Origin of the sequence: Cohnella sp. CFH 77786 (assembly GCF_019400745.1) — a bacterium.
GTDB lineage: Bacteria > Bacillota > Bacilli > Paenibacillales > Paenibacillaceae > Cohnella.
The window spans coordinates 22,928-43,690 of record NZ_WJIB01000024.1; the positions used below are offsets into that span (position 1 = coordinate 22,928).

General features: G+C 57.8%; 20 protein-coding genes and 1 other annotated feature. All 20 genes read right to left on the reverse strand.

The annotated features are described in order from the left end of the window. Positions 1-63: 63 nt before the first annotated feature. The gene (rplB, locus tag GE107_RS24555) at positions 64-894 is read right to left on the reverse strand and encodes a 50S ribosomal protein L2 (RefSeq protein ID WP_219644153.1); all 831 of its coding nucleotides are present in this window, start codon (positions 892-894) and stop codon (positions 64-66) included. A 65-nt stretch (positions 895-959) separates the two neighbouring features. Beyond that, on the reverse strand, positions 960-1,253 hold the full coding sequence (gene rplW, locus GE107_RS24560) for a 50S ribosomal protein L23 (RefSeq protein ID WP_219644155.1): 294 nt from the start codon (positions 1,251-1,253) through the stop codon (positions 960-962). After that, the gene (gene rplD / locus GE107_RS24565; protein WP_219644157.1) at positions 1,253-1,876 is read right to left on the reverse strand and encodes a 50S ribosomal protein L4; all 624 of its coding nucleotides are present in this window, start codon (positions 1,874-1,876) and stop codon (positions 1,253-1,255) included. The genes rplW and rplD overlap by 1 nt, the downstream gene beginning before the upstream one ends. A 30-nt stretch (positions 1,877-1,906) precedes the next feature. Next, complete coding sequence (gene rplC, locus GE107_RS24570) at positions 1,907-2,533, reverse strand: 50S ribosomal protein L3 (RefSeq protein ID WP_219644159.1); 627 nt, start codon at positions 2,531-2,533, stop codon at positions 1,907-1,909. Positions 2,534-2,582: 49 nt separating this feature from the next. Beyond that, positions 2,583-2,891, reverse strand: coding sequence for a 30S ribosomal protein S10 (gene rpsJ, locus GE107_RS24575; protein ID WP_219644161.1), 309 nt, complete (start codon positions 2,889-2,891; stop codon positions 2,583-2,585). A gap of 502 nt (positions 2,892-3,393) precedes the next feature. Beyond that, positions 3,394-4,584 (reverse strand): elongation factor Tu, encoded by a 1,191-nt coding sequence (tuf, locus tag GE107_RS24580; RefSeq protein WP_219644163.1) that lies wholly within the window; start codon positions 4,582-4,584, stop codon positions 3,394-3,396. A gap of 102 nt (positions 4,585-4,686) precedes the next feature. Next, the gene (fusA, locus tag GE107_RS24585) at positions 4,687-6,762 is read right to left on the reverse strand and encodes an elongation factor G (RefSeq protein WP_219644164.1); all 2,076 of its coding nucleotides are present in this window, start codon (positions 6,760-6,762) and stop codon (positions 4,687-4,689) included. Positions 6,763-6,780: 18 nt separating this feature from the next. Continuing rightward, on the reverse strand, positions 6,781-7,251 hold the full coding sequence (gene rpsG, locus GE107_RS24590) for a 30S ribosomal protein S7 (RefSeq protein ID WP_219644166.1): 471 nt from the start codon (positions 7,249-7,251) through the stop codon (positions 6,781-6,783). 66 nt (positions 7,252-7,317) lie between these two features. Then, the gene (gene rpsL / locus GE107_RS24595; RefSeq protein ID WP_123042135.1) at positions 7,318-7,740 is read right to left on the reverse strand and encodes a 30S ribosomal protein S12; all 423 of its coding nucleotides are present in this window, start codon (positions 7,738-7,740) and stop codon (positions 7,318-7,320) included. A gap of 155 nt (positions 7,741-7,895) precedes the next feature. Beyond that, positions 7,896-8,195, reverse strand: coding sequence for a ribosomal L7Ae/L30e/S12e/Gadd45 family protein (locus tag GE107_RS24600; protein WP_219644168.1), 300 nt, complete (start codon positions 8,193-8,195; stop codon positions 7,896-7,898). A gap of 232 nt (positions 8,196-8,427) precedes the next feature. Then, entirely contained in the window at positions 8,428-12,024 is a 3,597-nt protein-coding gene (gene rpoC / locus GE107_RS24605) for a DNA-directed RNA polymerase subunit beta' (protein ID WP_219644247.1), read from the reverse strand. A 281-nt stretch (positions 12,025-12,305) separates the two neighbouring features. Next, complete coding sequence (gene rpoB, locus GE107_RS24610; protein ID WP_219644169.1) at positions 12,306-15,851, reverse strand: DNA-directed RNA polymerase subunit beta; 3,546 nt, start codon at positions 15,849-15,851, stop codon at positions 12,306-12,308. A 239-nt stretch (positions 15,852-16,090) separates the two neighbouring features. Next, positions 16,091-16,696, reverse strand: coding sequence for a class I SAM-dependent methyltransferase (locus tag GE107_RS24615; RefSeq protein ID WP_219644172.1), 606 nt, complete (start codon positions 16,694-16,696; stop codon positions 16,091-16,093). A gap of 288 nt (positions 16,697-16,984) precedes the next feature. Then, complete coding sequence (gene rplL / locus GE107_RS24620; RefSeq protein WP_219644173.1) at positions 16,985-17,350, reverse strand: 50S ribosomal protein L7/L12; 366 nt, start codon at positions 17,348-17,350, stop codon at positions 16,985-16,987. Between the two features lie 57 nt (positions 17,351-17,407). Continuing rightward, positions 17,408-17,908, reverse strand: coding sequence for a 50S ribosomal protein L10 (rplJ, locus tag GE107_RS24625; RefSeq protein WP_219644175.1), 501 nt, complete (start codon positions 17,906-17,908; stop codon positions 17,408-17,410). A 50-nt stretch (positions 17,909-17,958) separates the two neighbouring features. Beyond that, positions 17,959-18,169, reverse strand: a sequence feature (ribosomal protein L10 leader region). 54 nt (positions 18,170-18,223) lie between these two features. Further along, positions 18,224-18,916, reverse strand: coding sequence for a 50S ribosomal protein L1 (gene rplA / locus GE107_RS24630; protein WP_219644177.1), 693 nt, complete (start codon positions 18,914-18,916; stop codon positions 18,224-18,226). A gap of 196 nt (positions 18,917-19,112) precedes the next feature. After that, positions 19,113-19,538, reverse strand: a complete 426-nt coding sequence (gene rplK, locus GE107_RS24635; protein ID WP_219644179.1) for a 50S ribosomal protein L11 — start codon at positions 19,536-19,538, stop codon at positions 19,113-19,115. Positions 19,539-19,618: 80 nt separating this feature from the next. Next, on the reverse strand, positions 19,619-20,152 hold the full coding sequence (gene nusG / locus GE107_RS24640; protein WP_219644181.1) for a transcription termination/antitermination protein NusG: 534 nt from the start codon (positions 20,150-20,152) through the stop codon (positions 19,619-19,621). Positions 20,153-20,178: 26 nt separating this feature from the next. Then, complete coding sequence (gene secE / locus GE107_RS24645) at positions 20,179-20,388, reverse strand: preprotein translocase subunit SecE (protein WP_219644183.1); 210 nt, start codon at positions 20,386-20,388, stop codon at positions 20,179-20,181. A gap of 50 nt (positions 20,389-20,438) precedes the next feature. After that, positions 20,439-20,588, reverse strand: coding sequence for a 50S ribosomal protein L33 (gene rpmG, locus GE107_RS24650; RefSeq protein WP_123042146.1), 150 nt, complete (start codon positions 20,586-20,588; stop codon positions 20,439-20,441). Positions 20,589-20,763 lie beyond the last annotated feature (175 nt).

Here is a 20,763-nt window from a genome sequence, read left to right on the forward strand (position 1 = left end):
ACCCCAAAAAGTGAAGCAAACCTCCGATGCCGATTCCGATTACTTTTTGGGGACCCCGATATATTACTTGCTGCGGCGACGAACAATATATTTGTTCGAAGCTTTCTTCTTCTTGCGGGTTTTGTAACCGAGCGTCGGTTTGCCCCACGGAGACATCGGGGATTTCCGTCCGATCGGAGCGCGGCCTTCGCCGCCGCCGTGCGGGTGGTCCACCGGGTTCATGACGACGCCGCGGACGACCGGGCGTTTGCCCAGGTGACGGTTGCGTCCCGCTTTACCGATGTTGATCAACTCGTGGTCTTGGTTGCCGACGACGCCGATCGTGGCGCGGCATTGCTTCAGCACGCGGCGGATCTCGCCGGATGCGAGGCGGATCGTGACGTATTGCTCTTCTTTGCCGAGCAATTGCGCCGACGTACCGGCTGCGCGTACCAATTGTCCGCCTTTGCCGGGCTTCAGCTCGATGTTGTGGATAACGGAACCGACCGGGATGTTCTCCAGCGGAAGGGCGTTCCCCGTCTTGATGTCGGCTTCGGGACCGGACATGATTTCGTCGCCGACTTTCAGGCCTTTCGGAGCGATGATGTAAGCTTTCTCTCCGTCGACGTAGTTGATCAGCGCGATGTAGGACGTGCGGTTCGGATCGTATTCGATCGTGGCCACGCGGCCAGGTATGCCGTCTTTCGTGCGTTTGAAGTCGATGATGCGGTATTTACGCTTATGACCGCCGCCGTGATGGCGCACCGTCAGTTTCCCTTGGTTGTTCCGGCCCGCCGTTTTGGAGAGCGGCGCGAGCAGCGATTTCTCCGGCGTCGAAGTGGTGATCTCTTCGAACGTGGAGACCGTCATCTGACGGCGGCTCGGCGTGGTCGGTTTAAACTTTTTGACTGGCACTCGGATTCCCTCCTCTAATACGGAGTTTGCGGGGCAAACTCTCACCGCAATTCAAGAGTTCGTGATTATACGGAAGCTTCGAAGAACTCGAGCGGCTTGCTGCCTTCTGCGAGCTGAACGATCGCTTTTTTCCATTCCGACGTGTAACCGCTGTGGCGGCCGTAACGTTTCGGCTTCGCCGGCATGCGCAGCGTGTTGACGCTGGCGACCTTCACTTTGAAGATCTGCTCGACGGCTTGCTTGATTTCGGTCTTGTTGGCCTTGATGTCAACTTCGAACACGTATTTCAGCTGGTCGATGAACTCGCTGGTGCGTTCGGTAATGACCGGCCGTTTGATTACATCACGGGGGTTTTTCATTACGCGAACACCTCCTCCACTTTCGCGACCGCGTCCTTCGTGATGATCACTTGATCGTGAACCATCACGTCAAGCACGTTGATTCCGTCTGCGGCGACGAATTTGACGCCCGGAATGTTGCGTGCGGACAAAGCCACATTGTTGTCAAAGTCGGCGGTGACGACAAGCGCTTTGCGCGCGACCTTGAGGTTGCTCAAAATTTTGGCGAAATCTTTCGTCTTCGGCTGGCTCAGTGTCAGCTGATCGAGAACGATAATTCCGTTGCCTGCCACTTTGCTGGACAGAGCGGATTTGATCGCCAGACGGCGAACCTTGCGGGGCAATTTGAAACCGTAGCTGCGCGGAGTCGGCCCGAATACCGTGCCGCCGCCTTTCCATTGAGGCGCGCGGATGGAGCCTTGACGGGCGCGTCCGGTACCTTTCTGTTTCCACGGTTTGCGGCCGCCGCCGGAAACTTCGGAACGGCCTTTCACTTTGTGCGTGCCTTGGCGAACCGAAGCTTGCTGCAGCACGACTGCGCTATGCAGAACGTGGGTATTCGGCTCGATGCCGAAAATACCGTCAGCCAGATCGATTTCCCCAACCTGGTTGCCTTCCACGTTGTAAACAGTCACTTTAGGCATGTGTGGTCCTCCTTTCTTGAACGATGCGTATTATTTCTTTACCGCTGCGCGGATTTTGAGGTACGTGTTTTTCGGACCCGGAACGGAGCCTTTGATCAGCAAAACATTGCGCTCGACGTCGACTTTGACGACTTCGAGGTTCTGGATCGTGATCGTTTCGGCGCCCATGCGGCCGTGCATTTTCTTGCCTTTCGGCACGCGGTTGGCGTCGCGGATCGTCGCGAGCGAACCGTTGCCGCGGTGGTATTTGGAACCGTGAGCCATCGGGCCGCGGGACATGCCCCAACGCTTGATCGCGCCAGCCGTTCCTTTACCTTTGGAGATACCCGTCACGTCAACAAATTGACCTTCTTCGAAAATGTCGACTTTGATTTCTTGGCCAACTTCGACATTGTTCAGGTCAGCACCGCGGATTTCGCGGACGAAGCGCTTGGGTGCCGTGTTGGCTTTTTTCGCATGGCCAGTCTCCGGTTTGTTGGCAAGCTTCTCGCGCTTGTCCGCGAAACCGAGCTGGATCGCTTCGTATCCGTCGTTCGCTCCGTCTTTCTTCTGGAGGACGACGTTCGGTGTAGCTTCGATGACCGTGACCGGCACGACGCTTCCGTCAGCCGCGAACACTTGAGTCATACCGAGCTTACGTCCCAAGATTCCTTTCATGTTGACACCTCTTTTCCCTTCTGTATGAGACCCAGTCTCCGTGTTTTAATTACAGTTTGATTTCGATGTCGACGCCGGACGGCAGGTCGAGGCGCATCAGCGCGTCTACCGTTTGCGGCGTAGGATTGACGATGTCAATCAAACGCTTGTGCGTGCGCATTTCGAATTGCTCGCGCGAATCCTTATACTTGTGCACCGCGCGCAGGATCGTGATGATCTGCTTCTCGGTCGGCAACGGGATCGGACCGGACACGCTTGCACCGGTACGTTTCGCCGTTTCTACGATTTTCTCCGCGGATTGATCCAGCACGCGGTGGTCGTAGGCTTTCAAGCGGATACGGATTTTTTGCTTCGCCATATTGAAGTTCCCTCCTCATTCGTCCAATTTTGGAATCGGACATACTCCGTGAGAAAAACCCGACAGCGCCCGAGCATCCACTCTATGGCAAAGGGGCCGGGTGTGTCGGCAACCTCTCACATCATCGCACAGTCACAGACCAACATTCACTATTATAGCGATCTGCCTAATCGAATGCAACAAAATTTTATTCATTTTCGGTTCCAAAAGTTCGGTGCATCCATGCTGCTTCTATTTAATGAAGAAACACGTTTATGCATTTGACTTTGGGGTCCCCTTAACTGAACCCCCAAATGTGAAGAATGCCTTCGCAGTTGATTCCGAATACTTTTGGGGGAGCCCCTTAACTGAACCCCCAAAAGTGAAGAATGCCTTCGCAGTTGATTCCGAATACTTTTGGGGGAGCCCCCTTAAACGGAATAAACTTCGAAGCTTAACGTCACTTTGTGGGGATAACGACAAAAGGCATCCCCAAAGGGATGCCTTCATGCCGTGAGGCTGATTACTTCTGGATGGAAGCAACTGCGCCAGCGCCTACCGTGCGGCCGCCTTCGCGGATAGCGAAACGCGTGCCTTCTTCGATCGCGATCGGCGAGATCAGTTGAACCGTAACCGTGATGTTGTCGCCCGGCATAACCATTTCCGTGCCTTCCGGCAGGTTGATGATGCCCGTTACGTCCGTCGTCCGGAAGTAGAACTGCGGACGGTAGCCCGTGAAGAAAGGCTTATGACGGCCGCCTTCAGCTTGGGTCAGAACGTAGATTTGAGCGGTGAACTCGGTGTGCGGCTTAACCGAACCCGGTTTAACGATAACTTGACCGCGCTCGATGTCTTTGCGGTCTACGCCGCGAAGCAGGGCGCCGATGTTGTCGCCGGCTTGGGCTTGGTCCAGCAATTTGCGGAACATTTCAACGCCGGTAACGACGGTTTTGCGGGTTTCTTCTTGCAGACCGACGATTTCAACCTCATCGCCTACTTTAACGATACCACGCTCAACGCGGCCCGTAGCAACCGTACCGCGGCCCGTGATCGTGAACACGTCCTCGACAGGCATCAGGAACGGCTTGTCGGTTGCGCGCTCAGGCGTCGGGATGTAGGTGTCGATTTGCTCGAACAGCTCGACGATTTTGTTCGCCCAGTCGCCGTCCGGGTTTTGGAGAGCTTCGCGAGCGGCGCCGCGGATGATCGGGGTGTCGTCGCCCGGGAACTCGTACTCGTTCAGCAGGTCGCGAACTTCCATTTCAACCAGCTCAAGCAGTTCTTCGTCTTCAACCATGTCGCATTTGTTGAGGAATACGACGATGTAAGGAACGCCTACTTGGCGGGAGAGCAGGATGTGCTCGCGCGTTTGCGGCATCGGGCCGTCAGCAGCGGATACGACCAGGATCGCGCCGTCCATTTGGGCAGCGCCGGTGATCATGTTTTTAACGTAGTCGGCGTGTCCCGGGCAGTCAACGTGAGCGTAGTGGCGGTTCGGCGTTTCGTACTCAACGTGTGCCGTGGAGATCGTGATGCCGCGTTCGCGCTCTTCCGGAGCTTTGTCGATTTGGTCGAAAGCAACGGCAGAGCCGCCGTATTTTTTCGCCAGAACCGTCGTGATGGCAGCCGTCAGGGTCGTTTTGCCATGGTCGACGTGACCGATCGTACCGATGTTGACGTGCGGTTTGTTACGTTCAAACTTAGCCTTTGCCATTGGTTTTTTGCCTCCTTATAAGTAAAAAGGATTTATTGATGGAGGGGAGGGAAACGCGTCGCCGCGCCTCCCCGGCCCGTCCGCTATCACTTGTTTATGAGATTAAGCGCCTTTGGACTTCGCGACGATCTCTTCCGAGATCGACTTCGGCACTTCCTCGTAGTGGGACAGCTCCATCGAGAATACCCCGCGTCCTTGGGTACCGGAACGAAGCGTGGTGGAGTATCCGAACATCTCGGACAACGGAACCTTCGCGCGGATGATTTGCGCGCCGTGGCGCGAATCCATCCCCTCGATGCGTCCGCGGCGGGAGTTCAGCATCCCCATTACGTCGCCCATGTACTCTTCCGGAACGGTAACTTCGACTTTCATGATCGGCTCGAGCAGTACCGGATTGCATTTGTCCTTCGCTGCTTTAAGCGCCATGGAGCCGGCGATTTTGAACGCCATCTCGGAGGAGTCGACGTCGTGGTACGAGCCGTCGAAGATCGTGGCTTTGATGTCGACCAGCGGGAAGCCCGCCAGGACGCCGTTCTTCATCGACTCTTCGATACCCGCTTGTACCGGCGCGATGTATTCGCGCGGTACGACGCCGCCCACGATCTTGTTCTCGAACTGGAAGCCGCTTCCGGCTTCAAGCGGTTCGAACTCGATCCAGACGTGGCCGTATTGGCCGCGTCCGCCGGACTGGCGAACGAACTTGCCTTCGACCTTCGCCGAAGCGCGGAACGTTTCGCGGTAAGCAACCTGCGGTTTGCCCACATTCGTCTCGACCTTGAATTCGCGGAGCATCCGGTCAACGAGGATTTCCAGGTGAAGCTCACCCATACCCGCGATGATCGTCTGGCCCGTTTCTTCGTCCGTGTAATAACGGAAGGTCGGGTCTTCTTCGGAGAGCTTCTGCAGCGCGACGCCCATCTTGTCCTGGTCGGCTTTCGTCTTCGGCTCGACCGACAGCTGGATAACCGGCTCCGGGAAGTTCATGGATTCCAGGATAACCGGGTGCTTCTCGTCGCACAGCGTGTCGCCTGTCGTCGTATCTTTCAGGCCTACCGCAGCCGCGATGTCGCCAGCGTAAACTTCGCTGATTTCCTGACGGCTGTTGGCATGCATCTGAAGGATCCGACCGATCCGCTCGCGTTTGCCTTTCGTTGCGTTCACGACGTACGAACCGGAGTTCAAGATACCGGAGTATACGCGGAAGAACGTCAGCTTTCCGACGAACGGGTCCGTCATGATTTTGAACGCCAGCGCCGCGAACGGCTGGTCGTCGGCGGATTTGCGGGTCGTCTCCGTACCGTCTTCAAGGTGACCCTTGATATCCGGTACGTCGATCGGAGCCGGCAGATAGTCGACAACCGCGTCCAACATCGGTTGTACGCCTTTGTTGCGGTAGGAGGAACCGCAGACGACGGGGAAGATTTTCACTTCCACGACGCCTTTGCGAAGAGCGGCTTTCAGTTCCGGGATGGTGATTTCTTCCCCTTCCAGATACTTCATCATCAGCTCTTCGTCAAGTTCAGCTACCTTCTCGACCAACTCGGCGCGAAGCTCTTCGGCTTGCGCTTTAAGATTGTCCGGAATTTCGCCTTTGACCGGCTCTTTGCCGAGATCGTCCTTATAGGTGAAAGCGACCATATCGACCAGGTCGATCATGCCGACGAAGTCGTTCTCCGCGCCGATCGGCAATTGGATGGCAACGGCATTGGCTCCCAGACGTTCCCGCATGTCTTTGACGACGTTAAGGAAGTCCGCGCCGATGATGTCCATCTTGTTGACATACGCGATCCGCGGTACGCCGTAACGGTCGGCCTGACGCCATACCGTCTCGGATTGCGGCTCAACGCCTTCTTTCGCGCTGAACACGCCCACCGCTCCGTCCAATACGCGCAGGGAGCGTTCGACTTCCACCGTGAAGTCCACGTGGCCCGGTGTGTCGATAATATTGATGCGGTGGCCTTTCCATTGAGCGGTCGTCGCGGCGGACGTAATCGTGATGCCGCGCTCTTGCTCCTGTTCCATCCAGTCCATCGTCGCGGCGCCTTCATGCACTTCGCCGATTTTGTGAACGCGGCCGGTGTAGAACAGAATCCGTTCCGTGGTGGTCGTTTTGCCCGCATCGATATGCGCCATGATCCCGATGTTGCGCGTGTTTTGTAAGGAGAACTCTCTTGCCATGCTTTGGTCTCCCTTCGATTACCAGCGGTAGTGGGCGAACGCCTTGTTCGCTTCCGCCATTTTATGCGTATCTTCGCGCTTCTTCACCGATGCTCCAGTGTTGTTGGAAGCGTCGAGGATCTCGGCAGCCAAGCGCTCTTCCATCGTCTTCTCGCCGCGGTTGCGGGAGTAGTTGACGAGCCAGCGGAGTCCGAGCGACGTGCGGCGCTCCGGCTTCACTTCCACCGGAACTTGGTAGTTGGCGCCGCCGACGCGGCGGGCTTTGACTTCCAGAACCGGCATGATGTTCTTGATGGCAGCTTCGAATACTTCCATCGGGTCCTTGCCGGAGCGTTCGCGAATCAGGTTGAACGCATTGTACAAAATTTGTTGCGCAACGCCTCTCTTGCCGTCGATCATGATGCGGTTGACGAGACGGGTTACGAGCTTGCTGTTGTATATCGGATCCGGGAGAACATCCCGTTTCGGAACAGGTCCTTTGCGAGGCATTTAAGCTCCTCCTTTCTCTTTCGTGTCGATTCCGCGAGGGGCGGATGATCCGCTCCGTCCACGGGATTAGGATTTTTTGGCTTTCGGACGTTTCGTGCCGTATTTGGAACGAGCTTGCATCCGGTTGTTGACGCCTGCGGTGTCAAGCGCGCCGCGGACGATGTGGTAACGTACACCCGGAAGGTCCTTTACGCGGCCCCCGCGGATAAGCACGACGCTGTGCTCCTGCAGATTGTGGCCGATCCCCGGAATGTAGGCAGTCACCTCGACGCGGTTCGTCAGACGTACCCGCGCGTATTTACGGAGTGCGGAGTTCGGTTTTTTCGGCGTCATCGTGCCTACGCGGGTGCATACTCCGCGTTTTTGCGGCGCGCTCAGATCGGTCTCTACGCGTTTCAGGGCGTTGAATCCCTTCTGCAGCGCGGGAGATTTCGATTTGACCACTTTCGGTTGACGGCCTTTGCGAACGAGTTGGTTGATTGTTGGCATGTTGCCACCCCCTTCCCATGAATTCGAACAAAAATATGAGTCTGACAGCCGGCTTGCAAAGCCCACAGATCCAGGCGGTTCATTTTGAGAAACGAGAAAGGGCCGCACCGCGGGCTCTCACCGTAATGATCGCTTCGCGACGCTTCCCGTCAAACTTATTCCTCAACGACCGTAGGTCGCATATCCGAGCAGTCAACGGAGTCGACGACCAAGGCAGCCATGGCTGCGCCTACATCGATTCCGCATTTCTTGCCCAGGTTCCGCATCGTGTCCACCTGCGTCAGCTTAACGCCTCTCTGTTCGCACAACTGGACGATCCGCGTCACCATGCGGGGATCTGCATCCTGCGCTACGAAGACTTCGACGGCTATGCCGCCCTCGACCGCCTTCGTCGTTTGCTTCGTGCCGATAACCACGTTTCCTTCTGCGCTGAAACCAACTTCGCTCGCTGTCATGGACACCGACCTCCATCGATCACAGAAAGAATTCGTTACGCACACACTCAAACATAGTAGCACCAGACGTATGCCGGTGTCAAGAAAAGTTATCGCGGTGCCAAACGATTTCTTCACGTCTTCTTCGACCTGGCAAAATCGGCTTCAAAAGCCGTCCGTTCCCGTCGCATTCTGTCGCACCGCGCGCAAAAACGGCGACCCGCAGGTCGCCGCTCGCTAGCGTAAATTCAACTTACTCCGCGGATACGGTCGCCAGTTCGGCGGATTCTTCATCCGGCTCGTCGAGCGGAGACACGACGCGGATGTTGCGGTACCGCGACATCCCCGTGCCGGCCGGGATGAGCTTGCCGATGATGACGTTCTCCTTGAGGCCGAGCAGGCGGTCGACTTTGCCTTTGATGGCGGCGTCGGTCAGCACGCGGGTCGTCTCTTGGAAGGACGCGGCCGAGAGGAACGAATCCGTCTCGAGCGATGCCTTGGTGATCCCGAGCAGCACCGGGCGGGCAACCGCCGGCTCCTTGCCGCTCAGAATGGCGTCGCGGTTCGCGGCCTCGTATTCGTGAATGTCGACGAATGCGCCCGGGAGAAGCACCGTATCGCCGGGGTCGACGATCTTGATCTTCCGGAGCATCTGCTTGATCATGACTTCGACGTGTTTGTCGTTGATCTCGACGCCCTGGTTCCGGTATACGCGCTGAACTTCCTGAAGGATGTAGTTCTGCACGCCGCGGATCCCCTTGATACGCAGCATTTCTTTCGGGTCGATGGAGCCGTCCGTCAGCTCGTCGCCGGCCTCGATGTTCTGGCCTTGCACCACGCGGATGCGGGAGCCGTAGCTGACCGGATACACCTTCGTCTCGGCTTCGCCCTGCACTTCGATTTCGCGGCGGTCCTTCGTCTCGCGGATTTCCTTGATCACGCCGTCGATCTCGGAGATGATCGCCTGGCCTTTCGGGTTCCGTGCTTCGAACAGCTCCTGGATCCGCGGCAAGCCTTGCGTGATGTCGTCGCCGGCAACGCCGCCGGTATGGAACGTACGCATCGTGAGCTGGGTACCCGGCTCGCCGATCGATTGGGCCGCGATGATGCCGACGGCTTCGCCGATTTCGACTTTCTTGCCGGTCGCCAGGTTGCGGCCGTAGCACATCTTGCACACGCCGTGGCGGGCGCGGCAGCTGAGCACGGAACGGATCTGGAGCTTCTTCACGCCGGCCTTGATCAGCGTCTCCGCTTTGACGGAGTCGATCAATTCGTTCACGTTGACGAGAACTTCACCCGTTTCCGGATGACGAACCGTTTCGAACGCGTAGCGGCCTTCGATCCGGTCGAACAAGTCCTCGATAACCTCTTTGCCGTCCTCGATGCGGGCGACGAGGATCCCCTTGTCGGTGCCGCAGTCTTCTTCGCGGACGATCACGTCTTGCGCGACGTCGACGAGACGCCGGGTCAAGTAACCCGAGTCTGCCGTCCGGAGCGCCGTATCCGCCAAACCTTTCCGCGCGCCGTGCGTGGAAATGAAGTATTCCAAAACGGTCAGGCCTTCGCGGAAGTTCGAGCGGATCGGCAATTCGATGATCCGGCCCGACGGGTTCGCCATCAGACCGCGCATGCCGCCCAGCTGGGTGATCTGCGATTTGTTGCCCCGCGCTTTGGAATCGACCATGAGCATAATCGAGTTGTAGCGGTCCATGGACTTCATCAGCACGTCGGTGATTTCGTCCTTCGCCCGGCTCCAAATTTCGATGATGCGGTCGTAACGTTCCTCGTTGGTGATCAGACCGCGGCGGTACTGGGTCGTGATGACCTTGGCCTTTTCTTCCGATTGTTTCAGGATGTCGTATTTCTCTTTCGGCACCGTAACGTCGGAGACCGCGATCGTGATGCCCGCGCGGGTCGAATAGGTGAAGCCGAGCTGCTTGATGCGGTCCAGGATGACCGACGTCTGCGTCGTATGGTAAATACGGAAGCATTCGCCGATGATCGTACCCAGGTATTCCTTGCCGACCGCGCCCGACGTCGGAAGCTCCGCGATCACCTTATCCAGGTCGGCACCCTTGTCGTAAACGAAATATTTGTCCGGGGTTCCCTTGAGCAGGTTGTCTTTCGTCGCTTCGTTGATGTAGGGGAACGTATCCGGGAAAATCTCGTTGAAAATGATTTTGCCGATCGTCGTGACGATCAGGGCGTTCTGCTGTTCCGGCGTGAACGTCTTCTTCTTCAGCTCGCGAACCGGAATGATCACGCGCGCGTGAAGCGAAACGTTGTATGGATCGCGCTGGTAAGCGGAGACCGCTTCGTTCACGTTGGCAAAGCGCAAGCCGGTGCCCGGCGCTTCCTTGTTGTCCATGGTCAGGTAATAGCAGCCCAGAACCATGTCCTGCGAAGGCGTAACGACCGGTTTGCCGTCCTTCGGGTTCAAGATGTTGCCCGACGCCAGCATGAGCAGGCGGGCTTCGGCTTGGGCCTCGGCGGACAGCGGCACGTGGACGGCCATCTGGTCGCCGTCGAAGTCGGCGTTGTATGCCGTACATACGAGCGGGTGCAGCTTAATGGCGCGTCCTTCCACGAGAATCGGCTCGAACGCCTGAATCCCGAGGCGGTGAAGCGTCGGCGCGCGGTTCAGCAGGACGGGATGCTCCTTGATGACTTCCTCGAGTACGTCCCATACTTCCGGGCTGACGCGTTCGACTTTGCGCTTCGCGCTCTTGATGTTGTGCGCTTGGCCTTTGAGCACGAGCTCCTTCATGACGAACGGCTTGAACAGCTCGAGCGCCATCTCCTTCGGCAAGCCGCATTGGTACATCTTGAGGCTCGGTCCGACGACGATAACCGAACGTCCCGAATAATCGACCCGTTTGCCGAGCAGGTTCTGGCGGAATCGGCCTTGTTTCCCCTTGAGCATATGGCTCAGCGATTTCAGCGGGCGGTTGCCCGGGCCCGTTACCGGGCGTCCGCGGCGGCCGTTGTCGATGAGGGCGTCTACCGCTTCCTGGAGCATCCGCTTCTCGTTCTGGACGATGATGTCCGGAGCGCCGAGGTCAAGCAGGCGTTTCAACCGGTTGTTCCGGTTGATGACGCGGCGGTACAAATCGTTCAGGTCGGACGTGGCGAACCGTCCGCCGTCGAGCTGCACCATGGGGCGCAATTCCGGCGGAATGACCGGCAGCACGTCGAGGATCATCCAGTCCGGCAGATTGCCGGAGTTGCGGAACGACTCGATGACCTCGAGGCGCTTGATCGCGCGGTTGCGGCGCTGGCCTTGGGCCGTGCGGAGCTCTTCCTTCAGCATGTCGAGCTCGCGGTCGAGATCGATGTCCTGAAGAAGCTTCTTCACGGCTTCCGCGCCCATGCCGGCTTGGAAAGCATAGCCGTACTTCTCGCGGTAGCTGCGATATTCCTTCTCCGAGAGCAGCTGCTTCTTCTCCAGCGGCGTGTCGCCCGGATCGGTGACGACGTAGGAGGCGAAGTAAATGATCTCTTCCAGGGAACGAGGAGACATGTCGAGCGCGAGCCCCATCCGGCTCGGGATCCCTTTGAAATACCAGATATGCGAAACCGGAGCGGCCAGCTCGATGTGGCCCATCCGCTCGCGGCGGACTTTCGCGCGGGTCACTTCGACGCCGCAGCGATCGCAGACGACGCCTTTGTAGCGGACGCGCTTGTACTTGCCGCAATGGCATTCCCAGTCCTTCGTCGGACCGAAAATCTTCTCGCAGAACAAGCCTTCCTTCTCCGGCTTCAGCGTCCGGTAGTTGATCGTTTCCGGCTTCTTGACTTCGCCGCGCGACCAGGACCGGATCTTGTCCGGGGATGCGAGCCCGATCTTCATGAACTCAAAGTTATTGACGTCTAACAAGGAGCAAGCCCTCCTTCATTCTTGCTGAGAATTTCCGAACGCAAGCGGCGGTCCCGAAGGTTCGGTCGTCCTGCATGACGGATCAAGCGCGGCAAGCGCCGCGTCTTCCGCGCATCGCGCAACGGATCCATGACGGCATAGCCGAATTCCATCCGTTGCGCCGACGTGATCGGAACGCGGCGACAGGGTCGCGCCCTTCCGATCACGCTAGTGCCGGCTGAAACGTGACGACGGAGTCGCACGTGATCAGCGCACTATTCTACGCCGACTTCCGAACCCTCGAGATTGAGATTCAGCTTGTCGCCTGCGGCATCGTCTTCGTCGTCGGTCTCTTTCATCTCGATCTCTTCTTCGTTTTCGGTCAAGATCTTGACGTCCATCCCGAGACTCTGAAGCTCCTTGATCAATACTTTGAACGATTCCGGAACGCCCGGCTCCGGCACATTCTCGCCCTTGACGATCGACTCGTACGTTTTGACGCGTCCTACGACATCGTCCGACTTCACGGTCAAAATTTCCTGCAGCGTATAAGCGGCGCCGTACGCTTCGAGCGCCCATACCTCCATCTCCCCGAAGCGCTGGCCGCCGAATTGGGCTTTACCGCCCAGCGGCTGCTGCGTAACGAGGGAGTACGGACCGGTGGAACGCGCGTGGATTTTGTCGTCGACCATGTGCGCGAGCTTGATCATGTACATGACGCCGACGGTGACTTCGCGCTCGAACGGCTCGCCCGTGCGTCCGTCGTACAGCTTCGTCTTGCCGTTGCGCTGCATGCCGGCTTCTTCCATCGTGTCGAACACGTCGTTCTCGCGGGCGCCGTCGAATACCGGCGTCGCCGCGCGGATGCCGAGGTAGCGGCACGCCATGCCGAGGTGGACTTCCAGAACCTGGCCGATGTTCATCCGCGACGGAACGCCGAGCGGGTTGAGCACGACCTGCACCGGGGTGCCGTCCGGGAGGAACGGCATATCTTCTTCCGGAAGGATCCGGGCGATAACGCCTTTGTTGCCGTGGCGTCCCGCCATTTTGTCGCCTTCCGAGATTTTGCGTTTCTGCGCGATGTAGACGCGAACCAGCTGGTTGACGCCGGGCGGCAATTCGTCGCCGTTCTCGCGGGTGAACACCTTCACGTCGACGACGATGCCGTCGGTGCCGTGAGGCACGCGGAGCGAGGTGTCACGGACTTCGCGCGCCTTCTCGCCGAAGATCGCGTGCAGCAGCCGCTCTTCCGCCGTCAGCTCGGTGACGCCCTTCGGGGTGACCTTGCCGACGAGGATGTCGCCCGCGCCGATCTCCGCGCCGACGCGGATGATGCCGCGCTCGTCGAGGTTGCGCAGCGCGTCTTCCCCGACGTTCGGGATGTCGCGCGTGATTTCCTCCGGTCCGAGCTTCGTGTCGCGCGCTTCGGACTCGTACTCTTCAATGTGAATCGAAGTATAGACGTCTTCGCGGACGAGCTTCTCGGAGAGCAGGATCGCGTCCTCGTAGTTGTAGCCTTCCCACGTCATGAACGCCACGACGACGTTGCGCCCGAGCGCGAGCTCGCCCTGGTCCGTGGAAGGTCCGTCGGCGAGGATGTCGCCCTTCTTGACGATTTCGCCCTTCTTGCAGATCGGGCGCTGGTTGATGCACGTTCCCTGGTTGGAACGCATGAACTTCTGAAGCTTGTATTTGACGAGGTCGCCTTTGACTTCCTTGCCGTCGACCGTTTCGATCCGGCGGAGCCAGATTTCGTTCGCGGCAACGCGTTCAATGACGCCGTCGTATTTGGACACAATACATACGCCGGAGTCTTTGGCCGCTTTGTGCTCCATGCCGGTGCCGACGTACGGGGCGTCCGGCACGAGCAGCGGCACCGCTTGCCGCTGCATGTTCGATCCCATGAGCGCGCGGTTGGAGTCGTCGTTCTCGAGGAACGGGATCATCGCGGTCGCGACGGACACGACCTGCTTCGGCGATACGTCGATGAAGTCGACGCGGTCGCTCGGCATTTGCAGAATGTTGTCCGCCTGCTTGTTGTACCGCACGATAACGTGGTCTTCCGCGAAGGAGCCGTCCTCGTTCAGGTTAACGTTCGCCTGTGCGATGATGTAGTTGTACTCTTCATCCGCGGTCATGTAGACGATCTCGTCCGACACGCGGTTCGTCTTCGGATCCACCTTGCGGTACGGCGCCTCGATAAAGCCGTACTCGTTGATCCGCGCGAACGTGGACAGCGAGTTGATCAGCCCGATGTTCGGACCTTCCGGCGTTTCGATCGGGCACATCCGGCCGTAGTGCGAAGGGTGGACGTCCCGCACCTCCATGCCGGCTCTCTCGCGCGTCAGACCGCCCGGTCCGAGAGCGGACAGACGGCGCTTGTGCGTCAGCTCCGCCAGCGGGTTCGTCTGGTCCATGAACTGCGACAGCTGCGAGGATCCGAAAAACTCCTTGATCGCGGCGATGACCGGACGGATGTTAATGAGCGCCTGCGGCGTGATGGCGTTCTGGTCCTGAATGGACATCCGCTCCCGCACGACGCGCTCCATCCGGGACAGACCGATGCGGAACTGGTTCTGCAGCAGCTCGCCGACCGAACGCAGGCGGCGGTTGCCGAGATGGTCGATGTCGTCCGTCGTGCCGATGCCGTGGAGCAGATTCATGAAGTAGTTGATCGAAGCGATAATGTCGGCCGGCGTGATGTGCTTGACCTGTTTGTCGATGATTCCGTTCGAAATCACCTTCACGACTTTGCCGTCTTCGATCGGAGAGAATACGCTGATCGTCTGCAGCGGGATATCGTCCGCCTCGTTGACGCCGCCGACGACCCGGTAGTTTTTGAAGCCGACGTTCTTTTCCAAGGCGGGAAGAATCTGATCGAGCAGGCGGCGGTCCACCATCTGGCCGGCTTCGGCGATGATTTCGCCCGTAGACGGGTCGACGAGGGTTTCGGCCAAGCGCTGTTCGAACAGACGGTTCTTGATATGCAGCTTTTTATTGATTTTGTAACGGCCCACGTTGGCCAGGTCGTAGCGCTTCGGATCGAAGAACCGGGCGATCAGCAGGCTGCGCGCGTTCTCGAGGGTCGGCGGTTCGCCCGGGCGAAGGCGCTCGTAAATCTCGATGAGCGCTTTCTCCGTGGAATCGGTGTTGTCCTTCTCCAGCGTGTTGCGGATAAACTCGTCCTGCCCGAGCAGGTCCAAAATCTCGGCGTCCGTGCCGAAACCCAGAGCGCGCAAAAGCACCGTCACCGGAATTTTCCGCGTGCGGTCGATTCTGACGTACACGATGTCCTTGGCGTCCGTTTCCAGCTCCAGCCAAGCACCGCGGTTCGGGATCACCGTGGCGGTGAACGTCTTCTTCCCGTTTTTGTCCACTTTCGTGCTGTAGTAGACGCTCGGGGAGCGGACCAATTGGCTGACGATAACGCGTTCCGCGCCGTTGATAATGAACGTGCCGGTCTCGGTCATGAGCGGGAAATCGCCCATGAACACTTCCTGCTCCTTCACTTCGCCGGTTTCCTTGTTGAGCAGACGCACTTTCACGCGCAGCGGCGCCGCATAGGTGACATCGCGTTCCTTCGATTCGTCGACGGAATATTTGGGTTCCCCCAGGCTGTAGTCGATAAACTCCAGCACGAGATTGCCCGTGAAATCCTGGATCGGCGAAATGTCCTGAAATATCTCCCGCAAGCCCTCGTCCAGAAACTTCTGGTAGGATTGCTGCTGGATTTCGATCAGGTTCGGGACGTCCAACACCTCATTGATGCGGGCATAGCTGCGCCTAGTGCGGCGGCCGTACTGAACAAGATGTCCTGCCAACTTAACCTCACCCCTTCAGTCTGCTTCAACACAAAAACAAAGAAAAGCCCTTATGCGCCGATTGGCGGCACAATGGCACCCTTATCCAGTCATTAGCCCAAAACAAACCCATTATACGCTGTTCCAAGCGAATTTATTCCTGGCCAAGGATACGGGCCGAAAAAGCTTTTCTTCGATAAAGACAATAAGCCCATCCTAATACTGACATTTTTAAATGATACCACAGCCAAAATGTCAAGTCAAACTTTTCTTGCGCAGTAAATTCTATACCCTTTGTCTTTGCCGACTTCCTCTACCTGTTCCTCGCCGAACAACTCCTCGAGCTTCGCTCTCGCGGAAGGAGCGCCTTGTTTATTCTGGATGACGATCCAGAGCGAACCCCCCGGATTCAGATGGTCTATCGCTTGCTCGAAAATCTCGTGGACGACGGCTTTGCCCGCGCGGATCGGCGGATTGGCCAGAATGACGTCGAAGGTTTGACCCCGGACCGCGGCGAGCTTGTCGCTCTGGGCAAAGCTTACGTTGCGGATTCCGTTGGCCTCGGCATTCAGGCGGGCCAGCTCCACGGCGCGTTCGTTGATGTCGACCATCACAACATGCCCCGAAGGAGCGAGACGCGCCGCGGTCAAGCCGATCGGACCGTAGCCGCATCCGACGTCGAGCACCCGGGCGCCCGGCGGGATCTCCATTTTGCGGATCAACGCCTTGCTCCCGTAATCCACGCCCTCCCTCGAGAAAACCCCGGCATCCGAAGTGAGCTTCAGAGGATATCCCCGCAGCTCCGTTTCGAACGTGCGCCGGTCGCTGGCGGCGGCAGGCCGCGGCGAATAATAATGATCGTTCAAGGCGGACCCCCCTCCGCGGCGTCCCTCCGGCAACACCACGCAACGCATGCCCATGTCGAGCCGGATCAGGAGCCTGCGTTCCGTCCTGTTGCCGGATTCGGCCGTATGTCCCATTTTTCCCCGTATTTTGCGTAAACAAACCCCTTGAAGATGATCTTCAAGGGGTTTGATCAGTGATTCATATCGTATACGAACGATGTATACTTCCTGAATCACCTTCGATAGAAACGTATTTCGCCGTCCGTATGGACGGCGAAAGCCGTTTATGCTTGCCGCATCGAATCGAAATTACTTAACTTCGACTTTCGCGCCGGCTTCTTCGAGTTTCGCTTTAACGGAGTCAGCGTCAGCTTTGGACACTTTCTCTTTGATCGGTTTCGGAGCATTGTCAACGAGGTCTTTCGCTTCTTTCAGGCCGAGACCCGTGATTTCGCGAACGGCTTTGATGACGTTGATTTTGGAAGCGCCGGCATCCGTCAGGATGACGTCGAATTCCGTTTGCTCTTCCACTTCGGCAGCAGCGCCGCCGCCTGCAACGACAGCAACAGGTGCTGCTGCGGTTACGCCGAATTCTTCTTCGATCGCTTTAACCAGATCGTTCAGTTCGAGAACGGTCATGCCTTTGATGGCTTCCAAGATTTGCTCTTTGCTCATTGGGGTTAACCCTCCATTATATTGTGATTTTGAATGGGGCTTGCAGACGAAAACGGATTACGCCGTAGCTTCGTTCTTCTCTGCGACCGCTTTGACGGCGAGCGCAACGTTGCGCATCGGCGCTTGCAGTACGCTGAGCAGCATGGACAGCAAGCCTTCGCGGGACGGCAGGTTGGCGAGCGCTTGGATTTGCGCCGTGTCGACAACGCGGCCTTCCACGACTCCGCCTTTGATTTTCAGGGCGTCGTTCTTCTTCGCGAAATCGTTGATGATTTTCGCGGGAGCAACGGCATCCTTACCGAAAGCAACGGCAGTCGGGCCGGAGAGAACTTCGTTCAGATCGCTGAGTTCGACGCTGTCGGCCGCACGGCTGACGAGAGAGTTCTTCAGAACTTGGAACTCGACGCCGGCTGCGCGCAGCTGCTTGCGGAGCTCGGTGACTTGAGCCACGTTCAGACCGCGGTAATCCGCGACGACCGTCGTCGTGCTCTCTTTCAGCTTCGCTGCGATTTCCTCAACCACCTGCTGTTTGCCGGCGATGATTTTCGCATTTGCCATGGTGTGCACCTCCTGGTTCTTGGTTCACCGTATCGGTGTTTCCCTTGCCGCGGAGAACATGAAAAATGCCCCCGCAGACGCAGGGGCATGATCATTCGAAACGCGGACAGCTGCGCGCATGGCAAAGCCCATCCCGTTCGATTGTATCCACACACCTCGGTAGGAAATTAAGCTTACCGCGCAAGTTTCTGTCGGCGATTACTGCCTCTCAGCACTTGCCGCTAAAGCACCTACGGTCTACGGCATTGATATTCGTTTGTTAAACTTGCAACCACGCCATCTTACCACGGGCTTGCGCCCGCTGTCAAACGGCAATTAGCGGTAGTTCGCCGCGTTTACGCGCGCGCCCGGTCCCATGGTGGAAGAGATCGAGACGTTCTTCAGGTAAACGCCTTTGGCTGCCGCCGGTTTCGCGCGGTTCAGCGCGTCGATCAGGGCTTTGAGGTTCTCGTTCAGCTTGTCGGCGTCGAACGAGACTTTGCCGATCGGTGCGTGAATTTGTCCGGCTTTGTCCAGACGGTATTCGATTTTACCGGCTTTGATCTCTTGGATCGCTTTGGAAACGTCGAACGTTACCGTGCCGGCTTTCGGGTTCGGCATGAGGCCTTTACCGCCGAGGATACGGCCCAGCTTGCCCACTTCGCTCATCATGTCCGGAGTCGCGACGCAGACGTCGAACTCGAACCAACCCTGCTGGATTTTATTGATGAGATCTTGATCTCCGACGTAGTCCGCGCCGGCGGCTTCGGCTTCTTTCGCCTTGTCGCCTTTCGCGAATACGAGAACGCGTTTCGTTTTGCCCGTGCCGTGCGGCAGGACGACGACGCCGCGCACGTTCTGGTCTTGCTTTCTCGGATCGACGCCGAGACGGACGGCCGCTTCGACGGTTTCGTCGAACTTCGCCGTCGCCGCTTTCTTCACGAGCTCGATCGCTTCGAGCGGCTCGTAGGTCGCGTCGCGGTCGATCAGCTTGGCGGCTTCTGCATATTTCTTGCCGTGTTTGGCCATGATGTTCTCCTCCTTGTGTGGTTTTAACGGAAGTCTCCTCCCACAAGCGCACAAAGTGCGCGGGCGGTGAAAGCCGGTTTCGGCTAATCACCACAAGCGCGACGAATGTCGCGCGGACGGCGAGCGCCGGGCTACGGCACTGCGCCGCAAACGCCCTCGGAGAGAGCGCTGCGCTGCCGGCCGAAGCCGGGCTCGATCAGTCGACGATCGTGACGCCCATGCTGCGGGCGGTACCTTCGATCATCCGCATAGCCGCTTCGACGGAAGCCGCGTTGAGATCCTGCATTTTCTGCTCGGCGATCTCGCGGACTTTGTCCCGTTTCACGGTAGCGACTTTCTTCTTGTTCGGCTCGCCGGATCCTTTCGGGATGCCTGCGGCGACGCGCAGCAATACGGCTGCCGGCGGCGTCTTCGTCTCGAACGTGAAGGAACGGTCCTCGAATACGGAGATCACGACCGGGATGATCAGGCCGGCTTGATCCGCCGTACGGGCGTTGAATTCCTTACAGAACGCCATGATGTTGACGCCTGCTTGACCGAGTGCGGGACCGATCGGCGGCGCCGGGTTGGCTTTGCCTGCGGGAACCTGCAATTTGACCATTTTAATGACTTTCTTTGCCATGATGCACACCTCCTTGCCCAGATTGCGGTTCGACGGGACACTCGTCCCTCCCGCTCCTTGCTACTTGGAAACGCAGAAAATTATATCTTCTCCACTTGAGTGAAATCCAACTCAACTGGCGTTTCCCTGCCAAACATGTTGACGTGCACCTTCAGCTTCATCTTGTCGTGCAGAATCTCTTCCACGGATCCGACAAAATTGGCGAAAGGCCCGACCTTGACGCGGACGTTCTCCTTCAGGTCGAATTCGATGACCGGCTTCGGCTCTTCCATGCCCATGTGGCGCAGAATCTGATCCACTTCCTCGGGCAGCAGCGGAGTCGGCTTCGAGCCGGATCCCGTGGAACCGACAAAACCGGTTACGCCGGGCGTATTGCGGACCACGTACCAGGAGTCGTCGGTCTGGATCATCTCGACGAGGACGTAGCCGGGATACACTTTGCGCATCACGGTTTTCTTCTTGCCGTCCTTGTTGACGATCTCTTCTTCCATCGGGACGAGCACGCGGAAGATCTTGTCCTGCATGCCCATCGATTCCACGCGTTTCTCCAGGTTCGTCTTGACCTTGTTCTCGTAACCGGAGTACGTGTGTACGACATACCATCTTTTTTCCATGGGAAAATCCACCTTTGGTTCCCGCGTCAAATGACAAGATCGACGAGCTGAGAAATTCCGATATCCAGCACCCAGAAGTAGAGCGTGACGAGCAGCACGGTCACGATAACGATGACGGTGTAGCTGATCAGTTCTTTCCGGTTCGGCCAACGGACTTTTTTCAATTCGCTCCAACTGTCACCGAAAAACGAAAAAAAGGACCCAAAGCTCTGTTTCATTTTGGCCAGGAAAGTCACGTCCATACCTCCTGTAATAGGGAGTTTGCGGAGCAAACTCTCACTGCTGCTTAGCGCGTTTCGCGGTGAGGAGTATGTTCATTGCAGTGTCTGCAGAACTTTTTCAACTCCATGCGATCGGAGTGCGTCCGCTTGTTCTTGGTCGACGTGTAGTTCCGCTGCTTGCAGTTCGTGCAAGCGAGAGTGATGATGACCCGCATCCCTTCCACCTCCCGGGAGTAACTCATAAAAAAAGAATCGAACCGGCGGCACAGCGACCCCGTCCGTCAGACGGAAAGTCCGACTGCGCTGACCAGGTCGTCATTACAACGAAACCTGGCGTTTCGCCGATGATTCAGGGCCTGCGCACACGATGCCACCTTAAAGGTTACTAAA

Bases quoted from the DNA above. Each gene is read 5' to 3' on its own strand.
- fusA (WP_219644164.1), bottom strand. From the start codon at position 6,762: ATGGCAAGAGAGTTCTCCTTACAAAACACGCGCAACATCGGGATCATG.
- rpmG (WP_123042146.1), bottom strand. From the start codon at position 20,588: ATGCGGGTCATCATCACTCTCGCTTGCACGAACTGCAAGCAGCGGAAC.
- rplK (WP_219644179.1), bottom strand. From the start codon at position 19,538: ATGGCAAAGAAAGTCATTAAAATGGTCAAATTGCAGGTTCCCGCAGGC.
- nusG (WP_219644181.1), bottom strand. From the start codon at position 20,152: ATGGAAAAAAGATGGTATGTCGTACACACGTACTCCGGTTACGAGAAC.
- rpoC (WP_219644247.1), bottom strand. From the start codon at position 12,024: ATGAAGATCGGGCTCGCATCCCCGGACAAGATCCGGTCCTGGTCGCGC.
- rplL (WP_219644173.1), bottom strand. From the start codon at position 17,350: ATGAGCAAAGAGCAAATCTTGGAAGCCATCAAAGGCATGACCGTTCTC.
- rpsL (WP_123042135.1), bottom strand. From the start codon at position 7,740: ATGCCAACAATCAACCAACTCGTTCGCAAAGGCCGTCAACCGAAAGTG.
- rplC (WP_219644159.1), bottom strand. From the start codon at position 2,533: ATGAAAGGAATCTTGGGACGTAAGCTCGGTATGACTCAAGTGTTCGCG.
- tuf (WP_219644163.1), bottom strand. From the start codon at position 4,584: ATGGCAAAGGCTAAGTTTGAACGTAACAAACCGCACGTCAACATCGGT.
- rplD (WP_219644157.1), bottom strand. From the start codon at position 1,876: ATGCCTAAAGTGACTGTTTACAACGTGGAAGGCAACCAGGTTGGGGAA.
- rpsJ (WP_219644161.1), bottom strand. From the start codon at position 2,891: ATGGCGAAGCAAAAAATCCGTATCCGCTTGAAAGCCTACGACCACCGC.
- rplJ (WP_219644175.1), bottom strand. From the start codon at position 17,908: ATGGCAAATGCGAAAATCATCGCCGGCAAACAGCAGGTGGTTGAGGAA.
- GE107_RS24600 (WP_219644168.1), bottom strand. From the start codon at position 8,195: ATGACAGCGAGCGAAGTTGGTTTCAGCGCAGAAGGAAACGTGGTTATC.
- rpsG (WP_219644166.1), bottom strand. From the start codon at position 7,251: ATGCCTCGCAAAGGACCTGTTCCGAAACGGGATGTTCTCCCGGATCCG.
- rplA (WP_219644177.1), bottom strand. From the start codon at position 18,916: ATGGCCAAACACGGCAAGAAATATGCAGAAGCCGCCAAGCTGATCGAC.
- rplW (WP_219644155.1), bottom strand. From the start codon at position 1,253: ATGAAAAACCCCCGTGATGTAATCAAACGGCCGGTCATTACCGAACGC.